The sequence below is a fragment of the Amnibacterium sp. genome (assembly GCF_025463795.1).
In the GTDB taxonomy this organism is placed as follows: domain Bacteria; phylum Actinomycetota; class Actinomycetes; order Actinomycetales; family Microbacteriaceae; genus Amnibacterium.
Genome location: NZ_JAODBE010000170.1, coordinates 12,832 through 35,129 on the forward strand (window position 1 = coordinate 12,832; position 22,298 = coordinate 35,129).

Sequence of the window (22,298 nt, forward strand, 5' to 3'; positions counted from 1 at the left end):
TCAGCCGTCCAGCCAGGTCGCCCGCGGCGGCACCATCCGCTCGAGCTCGTCCCACAACCCGTCGGGGACCGCCGTTCCCGCGAGCGCGACGGTCTCCGCCACCCGCTCCGGCGCGGAGACTCCCACCACCGTGGAATCGATGAACGGGGCACGCGTCGAGAGCTGCAGCGCGGCCGCCGCGAGCGGGACGCCGGCCTCGTTGCAGGCCGCCTGCATCGCCCGGGCCGCTTCGGCGATGCGGGGGTCGCGCTCCCCGTAGGCGTACTTCGGCTGCGCCGCAGGGCCCCTGGCGAGCATCCCGCCCCCGTAGGGTGCCGCGTTCAGCACTCCCAGCCCCGCCTCGTGGGCCCGCCGGAAGAGCGGCTCGGCGGAGCGGTCGAGCAGGGTGTAGCGGTTGTGGGTCAGCACGACGTCGAACGCGCCGGTGTCGAGGTACGACTGCAGCAGTCCGACCGGGCCGCCCGCGACGCCGATCGCGCGGGCGAGCCCCTCGTCGCGCAGCGCGACGAGCGCGTCGACGGGGCCGCCCCTCGCGACCCCCTCCTCGAACGGGATGCGCTCGGGGTCGTGGAGGTGCAGCAGGTCGACACGGTCGAGGCCGAGCCGCTCGAGGCTCTCCTCGAGCGAGGCCCGCACGCGGTCCCCGGAGAAGTCTCCGGTGCGGGGATCGGGATCGACCTTGGTGGCGAGCACCACACCGGAGGGGAGCCCGCCCGCCTGCCGGATCGCCTCGCCGATGCGGCGCTCGGCGCTGCCGTCCTCGCCGTAGCCGTTCGACGTGTCGAGGAAGCGCACGGGACTGTCGAACACGGCCTGCACGGTGGCGACCGCGCGCTCCTCGCCCACCTCGTACCCGTACAGCCGCGCCATGCTCGCGAGCGGGCTCGTGCCGACGCAGAGCGCGGTCACGGCGAGCCCCGTCGATCCGAGCGGCGCGGTGGGGAGCACGGCGGTCACGATGCCACCGGTTGCGGAGCGTGAGCCGCGAACACCTCCGCCGCCGCGTGGTACGCCGTCACGATGCGGTCGAGCACCTCGTCCGTCGCCGCGTCGCTCCCGGTCGACGAGGGATGCCCGGCGCGCCATGCGGCCATGCGCGCCGCGGCGCGGTGGAACGTGAGGCGCGGCGCGAACCCGGGCACGACCGTGCGCAGCTTGGTCGTGTCGAACACCGCGCTGTGGCCGATGTCACCCACCGTCTCGCCCGACCAGAACCAGTCCGGTGCGACCAGCGGGAACATCTCCGAGGCGACGTGCACGAGCCGCGCCTCGGTGCCGAAGGCGGCGGCGACGATCGTGTAGATCTGGTCCCAGGTGTAGACGTCGGATCCGGTGATGTTGAACACCTCGCCGATCGTCCTGGGGTTGCCGAGCAGCCCGACGAGGCCCTGCGCGAAGTCCTCCGCGTGAGTGAGCGTCCAGAGGGACGTGCCGTCGCCGTGCACCGGGATCTCCTTGCCGGCGAGCATCCGGTGGACGACCGTCCAGCCGCCGGGCAGGGGCGGATTGGCGTCGTCGTACGTGTGCGACGGGCGCACGACGGTGACGGGGAAGCCCGTCGCGCGGTGCGCCGCGAGCAGCGCCTCCTCGGCCCGCAGCTTCGCCTGCGCGTACTCGAGCGCCGCGTTCGGCGCGACCGGGGTCGACTCGGTGATCGGCACCTGCTGCACGGGCTTCGCGTAGATGGAGCCGGAGCTGATGTGCACGTACTGGCCCGTGCGGCCGCCGAACAGCGCGACCATCCGGCCGGCGTCGTCCGCGTCGTAGGAGAGGAAGTTCACGACCGCGTCGTAGTCGCGCCCGGCGAGCGCCTGCTCGAGCCCGGCCGGATCCGACACGTCGGCCGTGATCGACCCGACGCCGTCGGGCAGCGTGCGTTCCGCCCCGTTGCGTCCCCGGTTCAGCACGTCGACCCGCATGCCGGCCGCCACGGACGCGCGCACGCAGGACGCGCTGATGGTGCCGGTCCCGCCGATGTACAGGATCCGCAAGGGCGCCTCGTCGAACTGCAACATGTTCCGTATCTCCTTCTGGGACCGGTCAGAGCCGGCCCGCGTACCGGTCCTCGAAGCCGCAGGGATGGTGGCCCATCCGCTACTCCCGCGTCGGTGGTGCGATCAGGTCGCGCACCGAGTCGAGCATCCGCATGACCTCGATCGCGTTCTCGATCGGATGCACGGGGGAGTCGGTCAGGCCGTCGGCGACGGCCTGCGCGATCGCGGTCGACTGCCAGGCGAGGCCCTCGCGCAGCACGAGGCCCGAGGTGTCCTCCCAGACCTGCTCGTCCGACCCGGTCCGAACCGCAAACCGTGCCGGGAAGACCAACGGATCGAGGAAGCGGATGGCGCCGCCCGTGCCGACGATCGAGCCGAGGCCGGTGTTCCCCGCGGCCATGGACACGGTGACGGCGGCCATGCGGTGGTCGGCACCCGTGACGACCGCCGCGAGCTGGTCGTCGACGCCCTCCGCGGCGAAGCTGCCGACGGCCTCGATGCGGTGCGCGGCGCCGATCGCGAACCGGGCGAACCAGAAGGCGTACACGCCCATGTCGAGGAGGGCGCCGCCGCCCAGCGCCGGGTCCCAGAGCCGCGGAGCGGCAGTGCGCGGCACCTGCCAACCGATGTCGGCGGTCGCGAGGCGGACGTCGCCGATGTCGCCGTTCTGCAGCAGCTGCGCCACGACCGAGAACCCGGGCAGGTAGCGCGTCCACATCGCCTCGGCCGCGAGGACGCCGGCGCGTCGTGCCGCGTCGCGGACCGCGATCGCGTCGTCCGCCGTCAGGCCGATCGGCTTCTCGATGAGCACGTGCTTCCCCGCGTCGGCGGCGAGCACACCCAGGCGGCGGTGCTCGCTGTGCGGCGTCGCGACGTACACGGCGTCGACCTCGGGATCGGCGACGAGGGCCTCCGGCGAGCCGACCGCGCGCTCGACGCCGTGCTCGGCCGCGAAGCGCTCGGCCCGCTCGAGCGACCTCGAGCCGACGGCCACGACCCGCTGCCCGGTGTTCCGGAGCACCGTGTCGACCCAGTCGCCGGCGATGCCGCCGGGCCCGATCACGCCCCAGCGGAGCGTCGGGCCCCCGCGGAGCGGCGTGACATCGGCGTGGGGGAGGGCGTGCACGGCGTCGGTCTCCGTTCTGCTTCTCGGGCCGGTCAGGCCGCGTCGAGCCAGAGGCCCGGCGAGGGGAGCAGGGCGTTCGCCCGGGTCCAGAACTCCTCCGGGATCGGGTGGTCGAGGCTGCCGAGCAGCCGGGACAGGCGCTCGGGCTTGGAGAATCCGACGACGGTCGTCGCGATCCGCGGGTCGCGGAGCGAGTGCTGCACCGCGGCGTCGGGGAGGGAGACGTCGAGCTCGTCCGCGAGGTCGTGCAGGGCGCGGGCGGCGTCGAGGATCTCGGGAAGCGCGGCACGGAATCCGTACAGCGGTTTCGCCGTGCGGGAGGCCAGCAGACCGCCGCCGAGCACTGCGGCGTTCATGACGCCGAGTCCCGCCTCGACCGCCCGGTCGACGAGCTCGTCGGCGGTCCGGTCGAGGAGCGTGAGCCGCGAGTGGGTCAGCACCACCTCGAACGCGCCGGTGTCGAGCATCCGGTGCATCGTCGGCACATGGCCCCCGGCCACGCCGAGGTGGCCGATCACGCCCTCGTCGCGCAGCGCGACCAGCGCCTCCACGGCGCCGCCGGGCCGCTCGAAGCCGGCGTCAGGGTGGAACTCGGGATCGTGCAGCTGGACGAGCGGCAGCACCTCCAGGCCGAGCCGGTCCTGACTCTCCAGGATCGAGCGTCGCACGCGCTCGCCCGAGTAGTCGCCGTCCTTCGCGTCGACCTTCGTGGCGATCAGGAAGTCGGCGGGCGCGCCGCCGACGTCGCGCAGCGCCGCGCCGATGCGCTGCTCGCTCTTCCCGGCCGAGTACCCGTTGGCGGTGTCGATCACGCGGATGGCGCTGCCGAGGATGTCGCGGACGAGGTCGATGCCCTGCCGCTCCGGCACGTCGTATCCGAACAGCTCCGGCATCCCCCCGATCGGGCCGCCGCCGGCAGCGATCGCGGACACCTGCAGTCCGGTCGCCCCGAGCGGGCGGATCCAGTTCGCGCTCGATGTGGTCGGGACGGTGGTCATGACGCGGCCGTGGGGTAGGACACGTAGGCGAACCGGCGCGAATCGGGCGCCCAGCTGTTCACGTTGATCGTGCCCTGACCGCCGGGGAACGGGATCCTCGCCACCGGCGTGGTCCAGTCGTCCGTGCGGACGACGACGAGGGTCACCTCCCGGTCCGCCGGGTGGCCGAGCGTTCCCGGCGGGAACTCGAGGTAGACGGCGGTGCGCCCGTCCGGCGCCAGGTGCGGGAACCAGTCCACCGTGCCGCTCGACACGAGCCGCTCCACGTCGCCCCCGCCGTCCGGGATGCGGGCGATCTGCGCGTGACCGGGTTCGGACGCCCAGTGCTCCGAGTTGAAGTAGATCCAGCTGCCGTCGGGAGACCACTCCGGGCCGTCGATGTGACCCGCGCCCGTGTCGACGACGGAGCTCTCGCCGCCGGCCGCCGGCATGATCGTGAGCAGTCCGGGCTGGTCGAAGGTCGTGATCCGCACGTACGCGAGCCGCTCGCCGTCGGGGGACACCCCGTGGAGGAAGTGCCAGACACCCTCGTCCGAGGTGACCTTCCTGACGGAGCCACCCGCGAGCGCGCCGTGGTAGATGTGCCCGTCCATGGCCGACAGGTAGATGGCGTCGCCGCTCGGATCGAGGACGTGGTCGTTGTTCACCTCGGGCAGGCCCTCGAACTCGATCGGCCGCGGCGTCGCGCCCGTCTCGGGCGCGAGCGACCACACGAGGCCGCGCCCGTTGATGAGCAGCGCTTCCCCGTCGACCGACCAGTTCGGTGCCTCGAGGAGGACGTCGGTGGACTCGTGCACGACGACGTCCTCGCCGGTGACGGCGTCATGGACGTGGATGCGTGCGGACTGTCCGGGCGCGAGCTCGCGATAGGGCATGGAGGTGGTCCTGTTCGGTGGAGGAGCGGTCAAGCGGCGACGGCCGTGTGCGGTCGCTGAGGAGGAGCGCTCCGCCGGGTTCGTGACGCTGCTCGCGTCCGCGTCGGTGTGCTCCGAGAAGACATCGTTGGTTCTCTTCCGCGTGCTCCGGCGACGTGCTCCGTCGTGGCGAGCCTATTGCGGGCTCCTGTCGTTAGCAACAGGTGGGTAAGAAAGAAAGACGGGCGGGAGGGTCGGCCCGGTCACGCCGTGTGGTGGGGCGTCAGCCGGCGGTGCAGGACGAGCGACGCCGCTCCCACGGCGGCGGCGTTCGGATCGACCGACCGCAGCTGCACCTCGACCGGATGCAGGGTGTGGACGTAGGAGGTGTCGAGCGCTGCCCGGACCGCGCCGAGGAAGATCTGACCGGCGTCGGCGAAGCCGGGGCCGGCGAGGAACACGAGGTCGAGGTCGAGCGTGTTGGCCATACCGACCACCGCGGTCGCCAGGTACTCCGCCGCTTCCTGGATCACGGCGAGGGCGGTCGGCCGTCCCGCTGCGGCGCTCGCCGCGACGGCGGAGTAGATCGATCGGGGGGAGGCGTCCCCCGCGAGCCCGAGCTCCGCCATCAGGTCGGGCATGCGGCTCACGCGTCGAGCGACGGCCTGCGGCGTGCCGGTCACCTCGAGGCAGCCCTGTCGCCCGCACCAGCACGGTGTCCGTCCCCGATCGACGTAGACGTGACCGATCTCCCCCGCATGCGCGGACCGTCCGCGGTAGACGTCGCCGTCGATCACGATGCCGGCGCCGATCCCGTCGGCCGCGTAGACGACTGCGAAGTCGTGGCCGGCGGCGATGCCGCCCGACCAGAACTCGTTGAGCGCGGCGCAGTTCGCGTCGTTCTCGAGGAGCACCTCGATGCCGGTGAGCTCCGCCAGGCGGATGTCGACCGGCGTGCGCTCGGTCCAGTCGGTGATGACGGCCTCTGGGTCCTGGTACCCCCGGCGCCCCGCCACTGCGACACCGATGCCGATGGCGCTGCTCGGCGCGATGGTGCGGCCGTCGAGGAGCTCGAGGATCGCCGCAGCCACGCGCCGAAGTATCTCGTCCGGGTCGTCGTCCGGTGCCGGCCGGATGTCGATCGAGCTCACCCGCGACCCGTCGATCGCGCAGAGCACCACCACGATGTGGGTGAGGTCGAGCACGACGCCTACCGACCACAGCGTCGAGGTGTCGAGCCGGAGCAGCGTGGCGGGCTTCCCGCCCGTCGACTCGGTGCGCCCCGACTCGACGATGACGCCCTTCGCGAGCAGGTCCTTCACGACCTTCGAGATGGTCGCTTCCGTGAGTGCCGCCCGTCGGGACAGCTCCACCCGGGTGATCTCGCCGCTCGACCGGATGAGATCGAGGACGGCGCTGCTCGTCTCCGCGAACGATCGGCCGCGGAGGCTTTGCGGCGCCGACGGCTCGGTACTCATGGATATCCTCGACTTTCTGCGGAAGTCTACATGGGGCGGGAGGGCGCGGCATTTCGCTGAATCCGTGCGTTCGGCGGAAGCGATTCCCCGGTCTTCTCGTCGGGAATTCGACGATGAATATCCCTCGGCCCGGCGAGCAATTCCCTGCACCATTCGAATCGCGCGCATCGTCTCGACCGCCCTTTTCGGGCGACCACTACGCTGGCCGCATGTCACGGATCCTGCCGCTCGGCGGCTTGGAGATCACCGACGCGTTCTACGCGCAGCTCGAGGCCGAGGACCGCGAGCTGCGGTTCGATCGGTTCGAGCACGCCGACGGTATCGCGGTCGGGCAGCACCTGCTCCGCGCGGCGAGCGAGCGTGGCCTGTCGATCGCGGGAGCGCTCTGGATCGGTGGTCAGACGGTGTTCTCCTTCGCCCTGCCGGGCACGTCCGCCGACAACGACGTGTGGCTCGCGCGGAAGGCGGCGGTCGTGCGCCGCTACGACGCGAGCTCGTTCCTCGCGGCCGCCAGGTGGTCCGTCCTCGGTGCGGCGCCCGGCGCGGAGGTCGGCGTCGACACGATCGCGTACGCCTTCGCGGGTGGAGCGGTGCCGATCCGGATCGGCGCGACGCAGGTCGGCGTCGTCGGCGCGACCGGGGTGAACGACTTCGTCGAGCACGACCTCGTCGTCGAGGCCCTTCGTGCCCGCCTGAGCGACTCGGCCGGCACCGCCTAGCCCGTCCCGATCAGGCCGATCGCTCCTCGTCCTGCTCCTGCTCGACGTCTCGCATCCGCGCCAGCGCGTCCTTCATGGCGCGCACCCGGCGCAGGTGGGCCTCCGAGCTCCGCAGCGCGACCGCGGTCGCGAGCACGTCCACGACCACCAGCCCGGCCAGGCGGCTGACCGTCGGGGTGAACATGTCGGTGTCCTCGAAGGTGCTGAGACGGATGTCGACGTCGGCGTAGGACGACAGCGGTCCGTCGTCGCCGGTAATGGTGACGACCCGGCCGCCGGCTTCGCGGGCGGCGGCCGCGATCCGCACCGTCTCGGCCGTGTGCCCCGTGTGCGAGATCGCGACCGTGACGGTTCGCGGCGTGCTCATCGAGACCGCGATGAACTGCTGATGGAAGTCCGCCGGCGCGTCGCACGGGACGCCGAAGAGGGGGAACTTCTGCTGCGCGTCCTGCGCGATGATGCCGCTCGCGCCGAAACCGACGAAGATCAGGGAACTCGCGCCGGCGAGCAGTCCGACCGCGCGGTCGAGGGCCGCCGGATCCAGCCTGCGCCTCGCCCTGTCGAGGCTGGCGATCGAGTGATCGAAGATCTTCTCGGCGAGCTGCGCGGGCGAGTCGTGCCGGTCCAGGCCCGAGTGCGCGATCGGCAGCCCGACGGCGACCGCCTGCGCCAACGCGATCTTGAACGTCCGGAAGCCGTCGAATCCGATCGCGCTGCAGAACCGCATGACGGTGGGCTCGCTCACGCCGGCCGCGTCCGCGAGGCCGGCCATGTTGTGATCGAGCGCTCCGATCGGATCGGCGAGCACGAGGGCGGCGACCTTCTGCTCCGAGGGCCGGAGCTCCGGCATGCCCGCGGCGATCGCGCCCAGCAGCGTGTCCACATCGCCCGCGTGAGCCGGAAGTGTCACCGCGTACTCCTCGCCAGCTCGGACAGCCGGTCGAACGACGGACCTCGAGGCGGAATCGCGATGTGGAACACCTCGGCGATGACCTGGGTCCAACCGTGGAGGAAGTATATCCAGCCGTCCTCCACCGTCAGGCCGGCACTGGAGGCCTGGGCACGCGCCTGGTCGAGGAAGACCAGCCGTCCCCGGTAGTTGAGGTCCCAGGCGTATCCGTTCCCGGGGAAGCGGGCCGCGTCCGTGAGCGGCGACCCGGGGGCGTCCTTGCCGAGACCGGTGGCGTTCACGACGAGCGACCCGGGTGGCGCGGCATCGACGAGCCGGTCGTTGTCCGCCGGCGTCGGCGCATGCACGAGATCGAACGGGACATCGGTCTCGAACTCGTCGAGCACGGGGCGCAGCGACTCGAGCCGGCCGGTGGAGCGGTTCGTGACGACGATCCGGCGGGGCCGGTCGGTCCCACGTGCGGGACGGCTCAGATACCACGCGATCGCGATGCTCGAACCGCCAGCGCCCAGCACCACCGCATCGGCGTCCGACGTGCGCCAGACCCCGTCGGGCAGGAACGCGTCCAGCGCCAGCCCGCTCGAGATCGGATCCTTCGCATGGCAGACGAGCCGGCCCTCCGACTTCGAGATGCAGCTCGTCTCGCCCATCATCCGGGCGAGCGGGTCGACGACGTCGAACAGATCCGCGGCTGCGCGGAAGAGGTCGATCTTGTGCGTCGTCACGAGCGCGCCCAGGCTCAGCGGATCGTCCATGAGGAAGCGGACGACCCTCCGGTAGTCGTCGGCCGGCGCGTGCACGGGCAGATCGACGCCCTGCAGGACGGCGTCGTCGAGTCCGAGCTCCGCCGCCCAGCGGGGGAACACGGTCTGGATCGACGAGCTGCCGGTCGTCACGCCGATGAAGTAGAGCGTCGGCCGCGTCGCGGGCACCAGCGCGTCCGGCCCGACGCTCGGAAGGATCACCGGCCCGCCCCGCTGGTCCGGTAGCCGACATGGTCGGGGTTGTCCCGCAGCCCCCAGCCGTCCCCGGTGGCGACGACGAGGCTGCGCATGCCGCCGGCATCGCCGATCACCGAGTAGTCCTGACCCGCGTCCGTGGCGTAGCAGAACAGGGTGCTGAAGGGCTCGTCACCGGTGTTCACGCTCCGGTGGATCCAGTGCCCCGGCACATGGACGGCGACACCGGGCGTGATCTCGAGTGCCCGGGTGTCGCCGGTCGTCGTCTCGAGCAGCATCACGCCGTGCCCGCTCAGGCCGTAGTAGAGCTCGGCGTGGACGGGATCGGCGTGGATGTGGCCGCGGGTCATGGCGAACTCCTCGCCCACCCGTCCCGGCAGCAGCGTGCTGATGCCGATGCTCAGTGCGCCGGGTCCGTGCTCCACGATGCTCGTCTCGACCCAGTAGGCGAGGGCGTCCCCGCTGCTTCGCAGCACCGCGGCGAACGCCTCCTCGTCCCGGTAGAGCCCTTCGAGATCCGCGATCCGCTTCTCGTATCGGTCGGTCGAGCCGCTCATCGTTCCCCGGCCGGGTTCGAGGAGCAGTGTCGCCGGTGAGGCGGGACGTCCGTCGGTGGTGGCCATGCCGAATCCTTCCGCGGTGGAGTAGTACTACGACGAGCTCGCGGCCGAGGCGTCGAACCAGGGTTCGAGTCGGGCGTAGGCGTCCAGGAATCGCTCGTGCGCGACGGCGTAGGCGCTGTGACGCGCCGGGTCCGGATCCACGGGTCGCGATCGCTCGGAGAGCCTCGCGCCGATCGAGAAGTCGTCGAAGACGCCGACCCCGACGCCGCCGACGACCGCCGCCCCGAGGGAGGTCGCTTCGTCGACGAGGCTCCGCCGGGCCACGGGCACGCCCCAGGTGTCCGCGAAGAGCCGCAGCAGCAGGTCCGAGTGCGCCGCGCCACCGATGGCGTCCATCCGCGTCGCGGGCGAGCCGTTCTCGGCGAACGCCTGCAGGCCCGTCAGCAGGTTGAACGCGACCCCTTCGAGGACGGCGCGCACGAGGTGGGCGCGCGTGTGGTGACGCGCGAGTCCGACGAACGCGGCCCGCGCGGCCGGGTTCCAGTAGGGGGAGCGTTCGCCGAGGAGGTGCGGCAGGAAGTAGAGGTCCTCGGCGCTCGCCTCGACATCGGCCGCCTCGTCGAGCAGCCCCTCGTAGCGGCGGTCGCCGGACGGGGCGAGCACCTCCGTGATCCACTGCAGCGAGGCCCCGCCGGCCTGCATGGTGGCCGTCGGGACGAACATGCCGGGGACGACGTGGTTGAACGTCATCGTCCGCATCGCCTCGTCGTGGAGCGGTGCGGTCGCGGCGAGCGAGACCCAGGACGACGAGCCGAGATACGCGTACGCGCCCGAGTCGGGACCGATGATCCCCGCGCCGAGGGCGGCCATCGGTCCATCGCCGCCGCCGAGCACGACCGGTGTGCCGGCGAGCAGCCCGCACGCCGCGGCGGCGGCCGGCGTCACGCCGCCGATGACGCTCGTCGACGGCAGGACCTCGGGGAGGAGGGCACGCGGGACCTCGGCGGCGTCGAGGATCGCATCCGACCAGTCGCCCGTCGCCTGGTCGAACGCGTTGGTGCTGCTCGCGTCGGAGGGGTCGGTCGCGAACCGGCCCGTGAGCCGATGCACCACGAAGTCCTTCGCGAGCACGACGTGACGGGTCCTCGCGAAGGCCTCCGGTTCGTGCTCCCGGACCCACATGACCTTCGACAACGAGTAGGTCGCGTTGAATCGGTGACCGGTGACGCGGTAGGCCTCGCGCATCCCGAACCGTTCCACGAGCAGCCGGGCCTCGGCGACCGACCGCGTGTCGGCCCAGATGATCGCCGGCCGCACCGGGTCGCCCGCGTCGTCGAGCAGCACCGCTCCCATCATCTGGCCGGAGAAGCTGACCGCGGCGATGTCGCGCTCGACGCCCGGCCGATCGGCCAGCAGCAGCCGCGTCGCAGCACAGACCGCGCGCCACCAGTCCTCCGCGGACTGCTCGGCCTTGCCGCCGGCGCCGAAGTCCGCCGGGTAGGGGACCGACACCGCGGCGATGAGGGCGCCGTCCGCCGAGATCAGGGTCGCCTTGTCGCCGGTCGTGCCGAGGTCGTGCGCGAGGATCACCGCGCCTGTGCGGGTCACGGTCAGACCAGCGAGTAGCCACCGTCGACCAGCAGCTCCGTGCCCTGGCAGAAGGCGGCGTCGTCGCTCAGCAGGTACGCGACGGCCGCTGCGACCTCCTGGACGCGGCCGAACCGGCCGAGCGGGGTGCGGTCGAGCCACTCGCCGTGCATCGACGTCTTCAGCGCGTTCAGGGGCGTGTCCACATAGCCGGGCGAGACGGCGTTCACCCGGACGCCCCGGGCGCCCCATTCGACGGCGAGGGACCGCGTCAGGGCCGACACCGCAGCCTTGCTCGAGTTGTAGACGCTCTGGCGCTGGGGGACGTTCACGACCGCGTTGCCGGACATGGAGGCGATGTTGACGATGGCGCCTCCGCCGTGCTCGAGGAGCGCGGCGCCGAAGTCCCGGCACGTCAGGTAGACGCCGCGGAGGTTGACGGCCATCACGCGGTCGAAGAGGTCCATGGGCATCACCTCGGCCGCGACGTCGTTCTCGACGATCCCGGCGGAGTTGACGAGCGAGACCGGCGACGCATCGTTCCGGTACAGGCGCTCCACCACCCCGGCGACGGAGCCCTCGTCGGTGAGGTCCATCTCGATCGCGGTGACGCCCTGCTGCATGGTGTCGAGCCCCTGGCGATCGAGGCCGTACACCGTGGCGCCCTCGTCGAGCAGCCGCGTGCAGATGGCGCTGCCGATGCCGCCCGCGGCCCCCACGACGGCGATCCTGCGGTCGGCCAATCGGTCCTGCATGGTTGCTCCTTCGCGCGTCCGGACGACGCACGGTTGGGTCCGCCCGGATCGATCTGTAGTATTCCTACACGCTCGGCCGGATCGCGTCGACCCCGCGACGTGAGGAACCCGATGGAGAAGCCCCTGGTACTCGTCTCACCGCGCTCGGTGACCGCGCGTCCGCTCGGCGAGGTCGCCGAGCTCGAACCGCTGCGGGCGGCGGGGTACGAGCTGGTGGCCGGAGGCCTCGGCGCGATGCCCTCGGAGGAGGAGCTGCTCGAACTCGTGCCGCGGTGCGTCGGGTGGCTCGCCGGCGTCGAACCCGTCACCGCGCGCGTGCTCGCGGCCGCGCCGCGGCTGCGTGCGATCAGCCGGAACGGCACCGGCGTGGACAACATCGACCTCGCGGCCGCTGCCGCGCACGGAGTCGTGGTCGAGCGGGCAGCCGGTGCCAACGCGCAGGGGGTGACCGAGCTGACGTTCGCGCTCGTGCTCGCCGCACTGCGCGGCATCCCCTGGTCGGCCGACGCCTTGCGCTCCGGGCGCTGGGAGCGCGCAGCCGGCCGTGAGCTCGGCGACGTCACGGTCGGTGTCGTCGGCCTGGGCGAGATCGGGCGGCGGGTCGCCCGGGGGTTCACCGCCCTCGGCGCGCGGGTGATCGGTCACGATCCGTTCGTCACGACCACGGAGTTCACGACGATGCCACTCGACCGTCTCCTCGCGTCCGCCGACGTGCTGACCCTGCACGTGCCGGCCTTGCAGGACGGCCCCCTGATCACCGTCGACGCGGTCGCGCGGCTGCACGACGGCGCGGTCCTCGTCAACACGGCCCGCGCAGCGCTCGTCGACGACGACGCGGTCCTCGCCGCCCTCGAATCCGGTCGGCTCGCGGCCTACGCGGTCGACGCGTTCGACGCGGAGCCCCCGGCGCCGTCCCGGCTGCTCGCCCACCCGCACGTGATCGCGACGCCGCATCTCGGCGGGTACACCGACGCGAGCATCCGCCGGGCCGTCGCCGAAGCCGCCGACCGGCTCGTCGTCGCGCTCGCCGAGACGGAGGGACGACGATGACGGAGGCCCCGCCCCCGGTTCCCGCCGGCCTGCGCGCCGCCGGGGTCGTCGCCGTTCTCCGGGCACCCGATGCCGATGCCGCCGTGTCGGCGACGGACGCGCTCGTCCGGGGTGGGGTCACCGGTATCGAGATCACCTACAGCACACCGGACGCAGCCGAGGCGATCGCGCGCATCGCCGAACGGCACGGCGACGCCGTGTACCTCGGCGCCGGCACCGTGCTGACGCCCGAGCACGCCGTCGAGGCGGTGGGCGCCGGCGCGGTGTTCCTGGTGAGTCCCGGCCTCGACGAATCGCTCGCCATCGCGATGCGGGCCACCGGTGCGGCGGTGCTGCTCGGCGCGCTCACCCCGACCGAGGTGATGGCCGCCCGCCGGCTCGGCAGCGCGGTCGTCAAGCTCTTCCCGGCGTCGCTCGGCGGCCCCTCCTACCTCCGATCGCTTCGCGGCCCGTTCCCGACCACCCCGCTCATGCCCACGGGTGGTGTCACCTCGGAGAACCTGGGGGAGTGGTACGCCGCAGGCGCCGTGGCCGTCGGCGCCGGGTCCGAGCTGTGCAGCCGCGCCGCGATGGCTGCGGGACGCTGGGACGAGATCGAGGCGACGGCCCGACGCTTCGCCGCCGCGCTGGCCGCCGTGCCGGATGCGCAGCGAGCGCAGGCGATCGGGCCGACGGCATGATCTCCCGCGTCCGGACCGCGCTCGGCGACGTCGACGCCGCCGAGCTCGGCCGTGTCGACTACCACGAGCACCTGTTCCAGGTGTCGCCCCTGCTGCCGGAGGACGATCTCGACGACGAGCGGGCCAGTGGCGAGGAGGCGGCCGCGCTCGCCGCATCGGGGTTCGAGGCGATGGTCGATGCGACGCCGACCGGGCTCGGCCGCCGTCCGGCGGCGGCGGCGCGCATCGCCGCCGCCGCTGCGCTCCACGTGGTGCTGTCCACCGGTGCCCACCGCGAGGAGCACTACGGTGACGGCCATCCGCTGCTCAGCCGATCGGAGCGGCAGCTCGCCGACGCCTTCCGGGCGGACGTCGTGGACGGTCTGCGGCAGGAGGACCGCCCGCACGCGGCTCCGGCCCTCGACCCGGCCGGTCGGCCGGTTCGCGCCGGCCTGCTGAAAGCCGGTATCGGGTACTGGAGGATCACGCCGTTCGAGCACCGGGTGCTCACCGCCGTCGCGTCGGTGCACGCCGCGACGGGTGCCCCCGTGATGGTGCATCTCGAGCACGGCAGCGCCGGCTTCGAGGTGCTCGAGGTGCTCGCGGCCGCCGGGGTGCCCGCCGCCGCGATCGTGCTCGCCCACGTCGACCGAGCGCCCGACCCCGGTCTGCACGCCGATCTCGCGGCTGCCGGTGCCTACCTCGGATACGACGGCTGGGCCCGGTACCGCGAGTGGCCCGACTCCGTCCTCGTCGCCTGCGTGGCTCGTGCGATCGAGCTCGGGGCGGCCGAGCGCATCCTGCTGGGCGGCGACGTCGCACGCCGGTCCCGGTACATCGCCTACGGCGGCATGCCAGGACTCGCCTACCTCGGCCACCGGGCGCTGCCGGCGCTGCGCGCCGAGGTCGGTGAGGCAGCCATGCGGGCGATGCTCGTCGACAACCCGGCGCGGCTGCTCGGCCGGTTCTGACGCTCACCGGAGGTCGATGACGGCCTTCACGCAGGCGCTGCCGGCGACGGCGGCCAGAGCGTCGCCGTAGTGCTCGAGGTCGAACCGGTGCGTGATGAGGCCGTCGGTCCGGACCGTGCCGAGCCGGAGCGCGGCGAGGGCGCGGTCGAACGAGAACTGCTGGGCGAAGGATCCCTTGATGGTCAGCTCGCGCCGGAACACCTCGTAGGCGGGTACCGGCCAGCGCGCCGACTCCGGCGTCATCCCGTACACGAACACCGTGCCGCCGGTCCTCGTCAGGGGGATCGCCTGCTCGAGCACCGGGACGGCGCCCGTCGCGTCGACGACGACGTCGAAGCCGTCCTCGGTGAGCGCGCGCAGGGCGACGGCGGCGTCGGCGGGCGCGGCTCTGTCGATGGGGACCACGTGACGTGCGCCGAGCGCGGCGGCCAGCTCGAGCTTGTGCGCGCTGGGCGCGGCGACCGTCACCCTTCCGCCGGTCGTGGCGACGAGCAGCTGCGTCAGCAGCAGGCCGGTCGGGCCCGCGCCGAACACGAGCACGTCGACTCCGGCAGCCGGCCGGAGCACGTCCAGCCCGTGCACGACGCATGCCGTGGGTTCCGCGAACACCGCCGTGTCGGGCTCGAGATCGTTCACGAGGAAGCAGCGATCCGCGCTCGCGACGACGAGCTCGGCGAACCCCCCGGGTGCGTTGACCCCCTGGGCGAGGAGCCGTCGGCAGAACGCGGGGCGCCCGCGGCGGCATTCGACGCAGTGGCCGCAGGCGGCCGTGTTGTCGAGAACGACGCGGTCGCCGGGCTCGAGTCCGACGACCGCGTTCCCGAGACGTCGCACCTCGCCGACGATCTCATGCCCGGGCGTCAGCGGGTAGGTCGGGCCGAACTCGCCGTCGTGCAGGTGCAGGTCGGTGCCGCAGACGCCGGCGACGAGGACGCGGAGCAGCACCTCGTCGTCGCGGATCTCGGGGTCGTCCACGGTCGTCAGCGCGAAGGAGCCCGGGCGGTCGTACACGATGGCCTTCATCTGTGGTCCTTCCGGTGCACGGCCCGGTTCAGATGCGCGCGACGCGGAGGCCCAGCACGTCGCCGACGAGCTGGAGTCGTCTGGTCACGTCGCCGACGGCGAGCACAGCGTGGTGCGACGGAAGGGCCTCGACGTAGCGGTAGCCGTCCTCGACGCGGAGCACGGCTCCGTTCAAGCAGTCGGAGTGCTCGTACTGCTCGTAGTTCGTCAGCACCGCAGGCGTGACCGTCAGCTCGGTCGCGGTGCTGTCGATCTTCACGACGGTCAGGTCGCCCTCCGGGAAGCGGGCGTCGAGCGCATGCGCGTTCTCGTCCACGATCTCGAGCACCCGTGGTCGGATGGCCCACGAGGTCGACCACGACTGCGGGACGATCCCGAAGTAGCCGCAGTGCGCCGCCAGGATGTGGTTCTGCGGATCCTCGACCACGGGGAAGTAGGGGATGCGTTCGTGCTTGAGGGCCGCGTCGCCCATGAGGAACGGGTAGAGGTTCGTCATCATCACCGGGGTGCGGAGCGACTCCCAGGTGAGGAACTTCGTGATCATCGAGGTCAGATCGGCCTCGCAGCCCCAGATGAGACCGCGCTCCTCGAACAGGAGGCTCCAGGCGAGGCACGGCGTCGTCGTCGAGGTGCCCGACTCGTTCAGGCAGTTGATCCCGGCCGCGATGACTCCGGAGGTCTCATCGAGCTCGTCGGCGAGCGCGAGCTTCAGCCGGAGGGCGTCCATGCGAGAACGGCGTGCGACGTCCGAGGCGATCGGCACGGTCCGCTCGACGGAGGCGAGCTCCTCGAGCACGCGGCTCTCGGGGAGCGCCAGCGCCCGCGCCCACAGCGCCTTGTAGCTGCGCCGCTCCACTCGCACCCCGAGCTGCTCGCGCAGCACATCGACGCACTCGTCCTCCCACCAGAAGAACCGTTTGAAGATGTCGGGCTGCTTCCCGGCGCCGAGCTCGTCCTGGTAGGCGAGCATCACCGAGGAGCGGAGCCGCTGCTTCACGTCCAGCGCGCGGCACAGATCCGTGAACTCCTCGAGGGACGTGGGAGCGACGGTGGCGACCCCACGCCGGCGGAGGAAGTCCCGGATCTCCCAGTCCCACATCGACACGGTGCCGAACTCGCTCGTCACGATCAGGATCGGCACCTCGATGGCCTGGAAGGCCGCGAGCGATCGGTACGCCGTACCGGTCATGTCGGGCACGACGACCGCATCGCAGGCCACGCCCGCGGCGTCGCGGATGTGGACCGGATCGAGCCAGTCGACCCCGTCGCCCGCGAGCGCGTGCAGGGTGTCGAGCTGGCGGACGAACGACGGCTGCGGGGTCTCCTCCAGCCGCACGGGCAGCAGACGGGCGGGCATACCCCTCAGCCCTCCATCCAGGGCTCGTCCTCGACGACGACAGCCGATCCCGTTCGCGCCGCCTCTTCGACGGCGAGGCCCACGCGATGATCGTGCAGACCCTGCGCCAACGGGTACGGCGCCGGTCCGTCGCCCCGCGTCCACGCACCCATGGTCGCGAGCAGCTCCGCGACGCCGATCTCGTCGTCGGAGAGCCGGCCGCCCTCGAAGCGGTTGCGGAACACCACCCGGCCCTCGAACGAGAGGTGCGTCAGGTCCGTGCCCTCGTAGTTCATGCCGATTCCGGTCACAGCCCGCTCGATCCGGGACACCACGGGGGTCACGGGATCGGCCATGCGCACGACGGACTCGTCGTGGATCTCGCCGTGCGAACCGCGGATCGTCATGCGGTCGGGTCGGAGCGGGTTCCACCACTGGTTGTCAGTGAAGTCGTACAGGCCGACCCGGTCGCCCGCGAACCGAACGGTGGCGAGCACGCTGGTCAGCTCCTTCGGCGTCGTGTCGTGGGTCCAACCGGTCGGCGTGATCGGGTCGACGAGCGGCGCGCTCCACTCCACGGCCGACACGGTGGCCGGCGTGATCCCGAGCCCGAGGTGCGATCGCAGCAGGGACACCGCGTGGTAGAGATGCGTCGAGCTGACATGGGCCGAGGTCGGCGTGCCGATGACGCCCTCCCGGACGATGGCGAGTCGTGCGGCGTGCAGCGGCATCAGCGCGTACTGCTCGGCGATCTGCACGAGGTCGGCCGTGCCCACGTCGGACCACAGCGCGTGCATCCCGTCGACGTCCGGCGCGGGCGGCGTCTCGGCGAGCACCGGGACGTCGGCGGCGACGAGGGTGCGCGTCAGCTCGGGCGTGAGCGGCCATGGGACGCTGAGCACCACGAACTCGGGGTGCTGCTGCTGCAGCAGCTCCTCGATCGTGCGGTACGTCGGAACGCCGAAGTCCCGTTCGATCGCCTCGCCGGGCTCCGGGCGCCTCGTGACGACGCCGACGACGTCGAACATGTCCGGCAGCACCGCGCCGAGCCGCAGGTAGACGGTGGAGCGCCAGCCGTTGCCGACGAGGGCGTACCGCACCCGTCCCGGCCGGTCCGTCCGCTTCGTCGTGACGGCGACCGGCACCATCGCCGGGGTGACGACCCGCCGATCGAGACCTCCGCTCACGCGTCGTCGCCCCCCGCCAGGAATCCCGCGAGCCACTGGCCGCTGTCCTTCACCGTCCGCTCGAGCGATCCGTAGTCCACTCGGACGAGGCCGAAGCGCCTGCTGAAGCCCCACGCCCACTCCCAGTTGTCCGTGAGGGTCCAGATGAAGTAGCCGACGAGCGGCAGCCCCTGCTCGATCGCCCGGGCGCAGGCGTCGATGTGGGACTCGAGGAACGCCCGGCGGTCCTCGTCGTGGACCGCGCCGTCCTCGACCCGATCGTCGTACGCGGCACCGTTCTCGGTGATCGCGATCGGCAGCTCCGGCCGGCGGTCGTGGACCATCGAGATCACCTCGATGATGCCGTCGGGCGTGATCGGCCAGCCCATGTGGGTGCGGCGGTCCGTCGTGGAGTAGAAGCGCACCGGTGTGCTCGTCGGATGATCGAGCCGCGGCTCCGTGTCGTGATCGCCGGCCCCGACCGTGTTGCGGAAGTAGTAGTTGATCCCGACGAAGTCGATCGGAGCCGCGATGACCGCGAGATCGGCGTCCTTCGTCGGCGCGAGCCAGTCGCCGAGCTCGAGGTCCTCGACGACGTCGTCGGGGTACGCGCCGGTCAGGACGGGATCGAGGAAGAGCCGGTTCGTCAGGCCGTCGATGCGGCGGGCGGCCTCGACGTCCTCGGGCCGTTCGGTGCGGGCCACGCTCGGCGTGAGGTTCAGGGTGATGCCCACCGACGCCGACGGGTCGGCGGCGCGGATGGCGGGGACCGCCAGGCCGTGGCCGAGCATGAGGTGGTGGGCGGCGCGCCCTGCGAGCTTGCCGACGCGGCGGCCGGGTGCGTGCGCTCCGGCCGCATAGCCGAGGAACGCCGAGCACCAGGGCTCATTCAGCGTGATCCAGTGCGCGACGCCGCTGCCCAGCGCCTCGCTCACGATGCCCGCGTAGTCCGCGAACCGGTTCGCCGTGTCGCGATCCAACCAGCCGCCCTCGTCCTCGAGCGACTGCGGGAGGTCCCAGTGGTACAGCGTCGCGTACGCCGCGATGCCCTGGGCCTGCAGCTCGTCGACGAGGCGCCGGTAGAAGTCGAGCCCGGCCTGGTTCGCCGCCCCCGACCCCGTCGGCTGGATGCGCGGCCACGCGATCGAGAAGCGGTACGAGTTGAGGCCGAGATCCGCCATGAGCCGGACGTCCTCACGGAACCGGTGGTAGTGATCGTCGGCGACGTCACCGGTGGAGCCGTCGTTGATCGCCCCGTGGCTCCGGGCGAACACGTCCCAGATGCTCGTGCCGCGGCCGTCGACCTCGGTCGCGCCTTCGTTCTGGTAGGAGGCCGTGGCCGTTCCCCAGGCGAAGTCGGTCGGGAAGTCCCGGCGCGAGACGGTCATGCGTCCGCCCCGGCGCGACCGCCGGCGGCGGGTGCCGCCCCCCGGATGATCGTCGTGTCGTCGTCGAACACGTGGCCTCCCTCGGCTGCTCGCTCCCCGTGCGGTAGGGCTGGGGTCCCAGCCTCCGCTGCGGCTGCGTAGTGAAACTACACACTTTCTCTCGCGTGTGGGGGTAAGCCGGTTCTAGCATCCAGGTGGCGATCGCGACGCGCGGCTCTGTCGACCTGGTCGCCGTTCGAGAACGGGGCCACCTCGATGACGGAAGCGACGAGCTCGACGGGGCTGGAGACGGGACGGTGGCCGGGGCGGAGCGACCTTCAGGCCGGCCAGGTCTCGCAGCTGATCGTCGCGGACGCGGAGGACGGCACGCAGCGCCTGGTGCTGCAGACCGATCGGCTCATCGAGTCGCCGAACTGGACGCCCGACGGCGAGTGGCTGATCGTCAACGGGCAGGGGAGCCTGTACCGCGTCCGAGCGGATGGCAGCGGGGATCTCGAGCGGATCCCGGTCGGTGGGGTCGGGGGAGTGAACAACGACCACGTGCTGTCGCCCGACGGCCGCCGGATCTACTTCAGCGCCGACGGCCATCTCTACTGCGTGCCGGTGGAGGGCGGCGACGCCCGCCGCGTCTCCAACATGCATCCGGAGGAGCAGCGCTACAGCTACTGGCTGCACGGGGTGTCGCCGGATGAGCAGACCCTCGCCTACGTCTCGGTCGAGCCGGAGGGCGACCAGCCCCGTGCCCGCCGCAACCTGGCGACGATCCCTGCGGCCGGCGGCCCGGACCATCAGCTGACGGAGGGGGTCAACGGCTACGACGGCCCCGAGTTCTCGCCCGACGGCGAGTGGATCTACTACAACTCGGAGGACGCCGCGACGCGCCCCGGGCACGCCCAGATCTTCCGCATGGCCCCCGACGGCGGCGGGCGCGAGCGGCTCACGTTCGACGAGCGGGTGAACTGGTTCCCGCACCTCACCCCGGACGGGACATCGTTCGTCTACATCAGCTACGAGCCGGGCACCGTCACGCATCCGGCCGACCTCCCGGTGGAGCTGCGCATCCTCCCCGCGAACGGCGGCGAGCCGAGGACCCTCGTGACGCTCTTCGGGGGACAGGGCACGTTGAACACCAACAGCTGGGCCCCGGACAGCCGGCGGTTCGGGTTCGTCGCATATCCCTCGACCCGGTAGGGGTCCGCGGGCGGGGCGTGGTGGGAAAGTCACGACACGGCACGTCTTTCTTTCGGAGCTATTGCTATCTCTCCTCGTGGCGACGTAGGCTCCCCGCGTCACAGCACCGAGGCGAGGCGCAGGGAGCGTCGCCTCCATCACCGACGGGAAAACAATGCCGTTTTCAAGAATGAGGCGCGCCGTTGCGGCGGCCGTCAGCGGAGCAGTCCTCGTGTCGTTGGCCCTCACGGGCTGCGGAAGCCAGGCGGCCCCCAGCAACGGTGGCTCGGCCACCAAGGGGGCGATCAACTGGTGGTCGTGGACGCCGGACAACGACCTCGCAGCTCGCGAGATCGCCGCGTTCAACAAGCAGTACCCGAACATCAAGGTGACCTACAAGAAGGTCCCGATCGACAACTACGCCGCGGTCCTGCGCCCGGCGCTCTCGTCGAGCTCCGGCCCTGACGTCTTCTCGGTGAATGCGAGCGGTGCGTTCTCGGGCAAGACGTTCGCCGCGTACGCGTACGACCTGACTCCTGCGATGAAGAAGCTGCTCGGTGCGGACTGGAAGTCGAAGATCGACCCCGGCAGCACGAAGGCCTTCACCATCAACGGTCGCCTCGTCGCTCAGACGTTCGGCCGGGTGGGCGCGGGCATGATGTGGATCAACCAGGACATCTTCAACAAGTACAACCTGAAGCCGCCGACGAACATGGCCGAGTGGAAGTCGCTCTGCGCCACCTTCCGGTCGAAGGGCCTCGGCTGCTTCCGCGAGGGACTGTCCGGCACCGCCGGCTTCGTCGTCGACACGCTGCACTCGATCGCCAACAACGTCGAGCCCGGCTACTGGACCGGGGCCCTCGCGGGTAAGCGGAAGTGGGACGACCCGACCATGGTGAAGTCCCTCCAGATCTTGGGGGACATGGCGCACAACGGGATCCTCGACAAGGGCGCCACCGGCATCCTGCAGTACCCGGACGTCAACAACGCGTTCCTCTCGGGCAAGGTCCCGATGGTGCAGATGGGCACCTGGTACTCGCAGTACGCGACGGTGAGCAGCTTGACCGCCGCTCTGGCCGGCGCCGGTGTCCCGGCCGGCACGAAGCACATCTCGATCATGCCGACCACGTTCCCGGACGTCGCCGGCACCGGTAACGCGGTGTCCCTGTTCGCCGACCCGGACGTCGCGCAGGCGGTCAACGCGAAGTCGAAGAATCGGAACGCGGCGGTCACCTTCGCGATCTGGCTCGGCAGCACCAAGCCGGGCGCTGAGGTCGTCGCCAACAACATGGACGAGCTCCCGGTCCTCCAGGGCTCCGGTCCCGACTTCACCAAGATCACGCTGGTGAACAAGGCCCAGCAACCCGCGCTCGTGAACGTCATCGCGCAGCTGGCGAAGGCCAACGAGCCCCGGAACCTGGGACTGGCGGACCAGACCAACCAGGCCATCATCAACGCGGCGCAGGGCGTGGTGAACGGTACCAAGAGCGCCAAGGACGGTGCGGCCGGCGTCGCCGCCGCGGCCGCGTCAGCGGGTCAGTGAGCACCCGGTCCTTCGGAGGAACGATGAACGTCTGGACATCGAAGTGACC

At 71.6% G+C, this 22,298-nt stretch carries 21 protein-coding genes; 6 read left to right on the forward strand and 15 right to left on the reverse strand.

Going from position 1 to position 22,298, the window contains the following annotated elements:
• The 6 genes from JWQ92_RS14375 to JWQ92_RS14400 all read right to left on the reverse strand — a co-directional run bounded on the left by JWQ92_RS14375 (position 1) and on the right by JWQ92_RS14400 (position 6,450).
• The gene (locus JWQ92_RS14375; RefSeq protein ID WP_297345147.1) at positions 1-957 is read right to left on the reverse strand and encodes an aldo/keto reductase; all 957 of its coding nucleotides are present in this window, start codon (positions 955-957) and stop codon (positions 1-3) included.
• Positions 954-2,015: an NAD-dependent epimerase/dehydratase family protein gene (locus JWQ92_RS14380; protein ID WP_297345148.1), complete on the reverse strand. Its 1,062-nt coding sequence runs from the start codon at positions 2,013-2,015 to the stop codon at positions 954-956. The genes JWQ92_RS14375 and JWQ92_RS14380 overlap by 4 nt, the downstream gene beginning before the upstream one ends.
• Positions 2,016-2,094: 79 nt before the next feature.
• Entirely contained in the window at positions 2,095-3,120 is a 1,026-nt protein-coding gene (locus JWQ92_RS14385; protein ID WP_297345149.1) for a Gfo/Idh/MocA family oxidoreductase, read from the reverse strand.
• A 32-nt stretch (positions 3,121-3,152) separates the two neighbouring features.
• Entirely contained in the window at positions 3,153-4,118 is a 966-nt protein-coding gene (locus JWQ92_RS14390) for an aldo/keto reductase (RefSeq protein ID WP_297345150.1), read from the reverse strand.
• On the reverse strand, positions 4,115-4,993 hold the full coding sequence (locus JWQ92_RS14395; protein WP_297345151.1) for a biopolymer transporter Tol: 879 nt from the start codon (positions 4,991-4,993) through the stop codon (positions 4,115-4,117). Before JWQ92_RS14395 ends, JWQ92_RS14390 begins: the two co-directional genes overlap by 4 nt.
• Positions 4,994-5,235: 242 nt before the next feature.
• Positions 5,236-6,450, reverse strand: coding sequence for an ROK family transcriptional regulator (locus JWQ92_RS14400; RefSeq protein WP_297345152.1), 1,215 nt, complete (start codon positions 6,448-6,450; stop codon positions 5,236-5,238).
• Between the two features lie 209 nt (positions 6,451-6,659).
• On the opposite strand from JWQ92_RS14400, the gene JWQ92_RS14405 reads away from it, so the two are divergent.
• Positions 6,660-7,169, forward strand: coding sequence for a heme-binding protein (locus JWQ92_RS14405; RefSeq protein WP_297345153.1), 510 nt, complete (start codon positions 6,660-6,662; stop codon positions 7,167-7,169).
• Positions 7,170-7,179: 10 nt separating this feature from the next.
• On the opposite strand, the gene JWQ92_RS14410 is transcribed toward JWQ92_RS14405, so the two are convergent.
• The 5 genes from JWQ92_RS14410 to JWQ92_RS14430 are packed head-to-tail and all read right to left on the reverse strand — an operon-like array spanning position 7,180 to position 11,943.
• Positions 7,180-8,079, reverse strand: coding sequence for an SIS domain-containing protein (locus JWQ92_RS14410; protein ID WP_297345154.1), 900 nt, complete (start codon positions 8,077-8,079; stop codon positions 7,180-7,182).
• Positions 8,076-9,044, reverse strand: a complete 969-nt coding sequence (locus JWQ92_RS14415; RefSeq protein WP_297345155.1) for a shikimate dehydrogenase — start codon at positions 9,042-9,044, stop codon at positions 8,076-8,078. Before JWQ92_RS14415 ends, JWQ92_RS14410 begins: the two co-directional genes overlap by 4 nt.
• Entirely contained in the window at positions 9,041-9,661 is a 621-nt protein-coding gene (locus tag JWQ92_RS14420) for a glucose-6-phosphate isomerase family protein (protein ID WP_297345156.1), read from the reverse strand. The genes JWQ92_RS14415 and JWQ92_RS14420 overlap by 4 nt, the downstream gene beginning before the upstream one ends.
• A gap of 27 nt (positions 9,662-9,688) precedes the next feature.
• The gene (xylB, locus tag JWQ92_RS14425; RefSeq protein ID WP_297345157.1) at positions 9,689-11,209 is read right to left on the reverse strand and encodes a xylulokinase; all 1,521 of its coding nucleotides are present in this window, start codon (positions 11,207-11,209) and stop codon (positions 9,689-9,691) included.
• A 2-nt stretch (positions 11,210-11,211) separates the two neighbouring features.
• On the reverse strand, positions 11,212-11,943 hold the full coding sequence (locus JWQ92_RS14430; protein WP_297345158.1) for an SDR family NAD(P)-dependent oxidoreductase: 732 nt from the start codon (positions 11,941-11,943) through the stop codon (positions 11,212-11,214).
• A 111-nt stretch (positions 11,944-12,054) separates the two neighbouring features.
• Here JWQ92_RS14430 and JWQ92_RS14435 point away from each other — a divergent pair, with 111 nt between their 5' ends.
• From JWQ92_RS14435 to JWQ92_RS14445, 3 genes are read left to right on the forward strand one after another with little or no spacing between them, the layout of a single operon-like run.
• The gene (locus JWQ92_RS14435; protein ID WP_297345159.1) at positions 12,055-12,993 is read left to right on the forward strand and encodes an NAD(P)-dependent oxidoreductase; all 939 of its coding nucleotides are present in this window, start codon (positions 12,055-12,057) and stop codon (positions 12,991-12,993) included.
• A complete protein-coding gene (locus JWQ92_RS14440) occupies positions 12,990-13,673 on the forward strand; it encodes a bifunctional 4-hydroxy-2-oxoglutarate aldolase/2-dehydro-3-deoxy-phosphogluconate aldolase (RefSeq protein ID WP_297345160.1) in 684 nt (227 codons plus the stop codon). Before JWQ92_RS14435 ends, JWQ92_RS14440 begins: the two co-directional genes overlap by 4 nt.
• Positions 13,670-14,623, forward strand: a complete 954-nt coding sequence (locus JWQ92_RS14445) for an aryldialkylphosphatase (RefSeq protein ID WP_297345161.1) — start codon at positions 13,670-13,672, stop codon at positions 14,621-14,623. Before JWQ92_RS14440 ends, JWQ92_RS14445 begins: the two co-directional genes overlap by 4 nt.
• Positions 14,624-14,626: 3 nt before the next feature.
• Here the strand turns inward: JWQ92_RS14445 and JWQ92_RS14450 are convergent, their stop codons facing one another.
• Genes JWQ92_RS14450 through JWQ92_RS14465 form a run of 4 tightly spaced genes read right to left on the reverse strand, consistent with a single transcriptional unit; the run spans position 14,627 to position 19,536 of the window.
• Positions 14,627-15,646 carry a zinc-dependent alcohol dehydrogenase family protein gene (locus JWQ92_RS14450; RefSeq protein WP_297345162.1) on the reverse strand — a complete coding sequence of 340 codons (1,020 nt, stop codon included), beginning with the start codon at positions 15,644-15,646 and terminating at the stop codon, positions 14,627-14,629.
• A gap of 28 nt (positions 15,647-15,674) precedes the next feature.
• On the reverse strand, positions 15,675-17,003 hold the full coding sequence (locus JWQ92_RS14455; protein ID WP_297345163.1) for a hypothetical protein: 1,329 nt from the start codon (positions 17,001-17,003) through the stop codon (positions 15,675-15,677).
• A 5-nt stretch (positions 17,004-17,008) separates the two neighbouring features.
• Entirely contained in the window at positions 17,009-18,169 is a 1,161-nt protein-coding gene (locus JWQ92_RS14460) for a Gfo/Idh/MocA family oxidoreductase (RefSeq protein WP_297345164.1), read from the reverse strand.
• A complete protein-coding gene (locus JWQ92_RS14465) occupies positions 18,166-19,536 on the reverse strand; it encodes a GH1 family beta-glucosidase (protein WP_297345165.1) in 1,371 nt (456 codons plus the stop codon). Before JWQ92_RS14465 ends, JWQ92_RS14460 begins: the two co-directional genes overlap by 4 nt.
• Before the next feature lie 255 nt (positions 19,537-19,791).
• On the opposite strand from JWQ92_RS14465, the gene JWQ92_RS14470 reads away from it, so the two are divergent.
• Positions 19,792-20,727 (forward strand): biopolymer transporter Tol, encoded by a 936-nt coding sequence (locus tag JWQ92_RS14470; RefSeq protein WP_297345166.1) that lies wholly within the window; start codon positions 19,792-19,794, stop codon positions 20,725-20,727.
• A gap of 211 nt (positions 20,728-20,938) precedes the next feature.
• Positions 20,939-22,249 carry an ABC transporter substrate-binding protein gene (locus tag JWQ92_RS14475; protein ID WP_297345167.1) on the forward strand — a complete coding sequence of 437 codons (1,311 nt, stop codon included), beginning with the start codon at positions 20,939-20,941 and terminating at the stop codon, positions 22,247-22,249.
• Positions 22,250-22,298 lie beyond the last annotated feature (49 nt).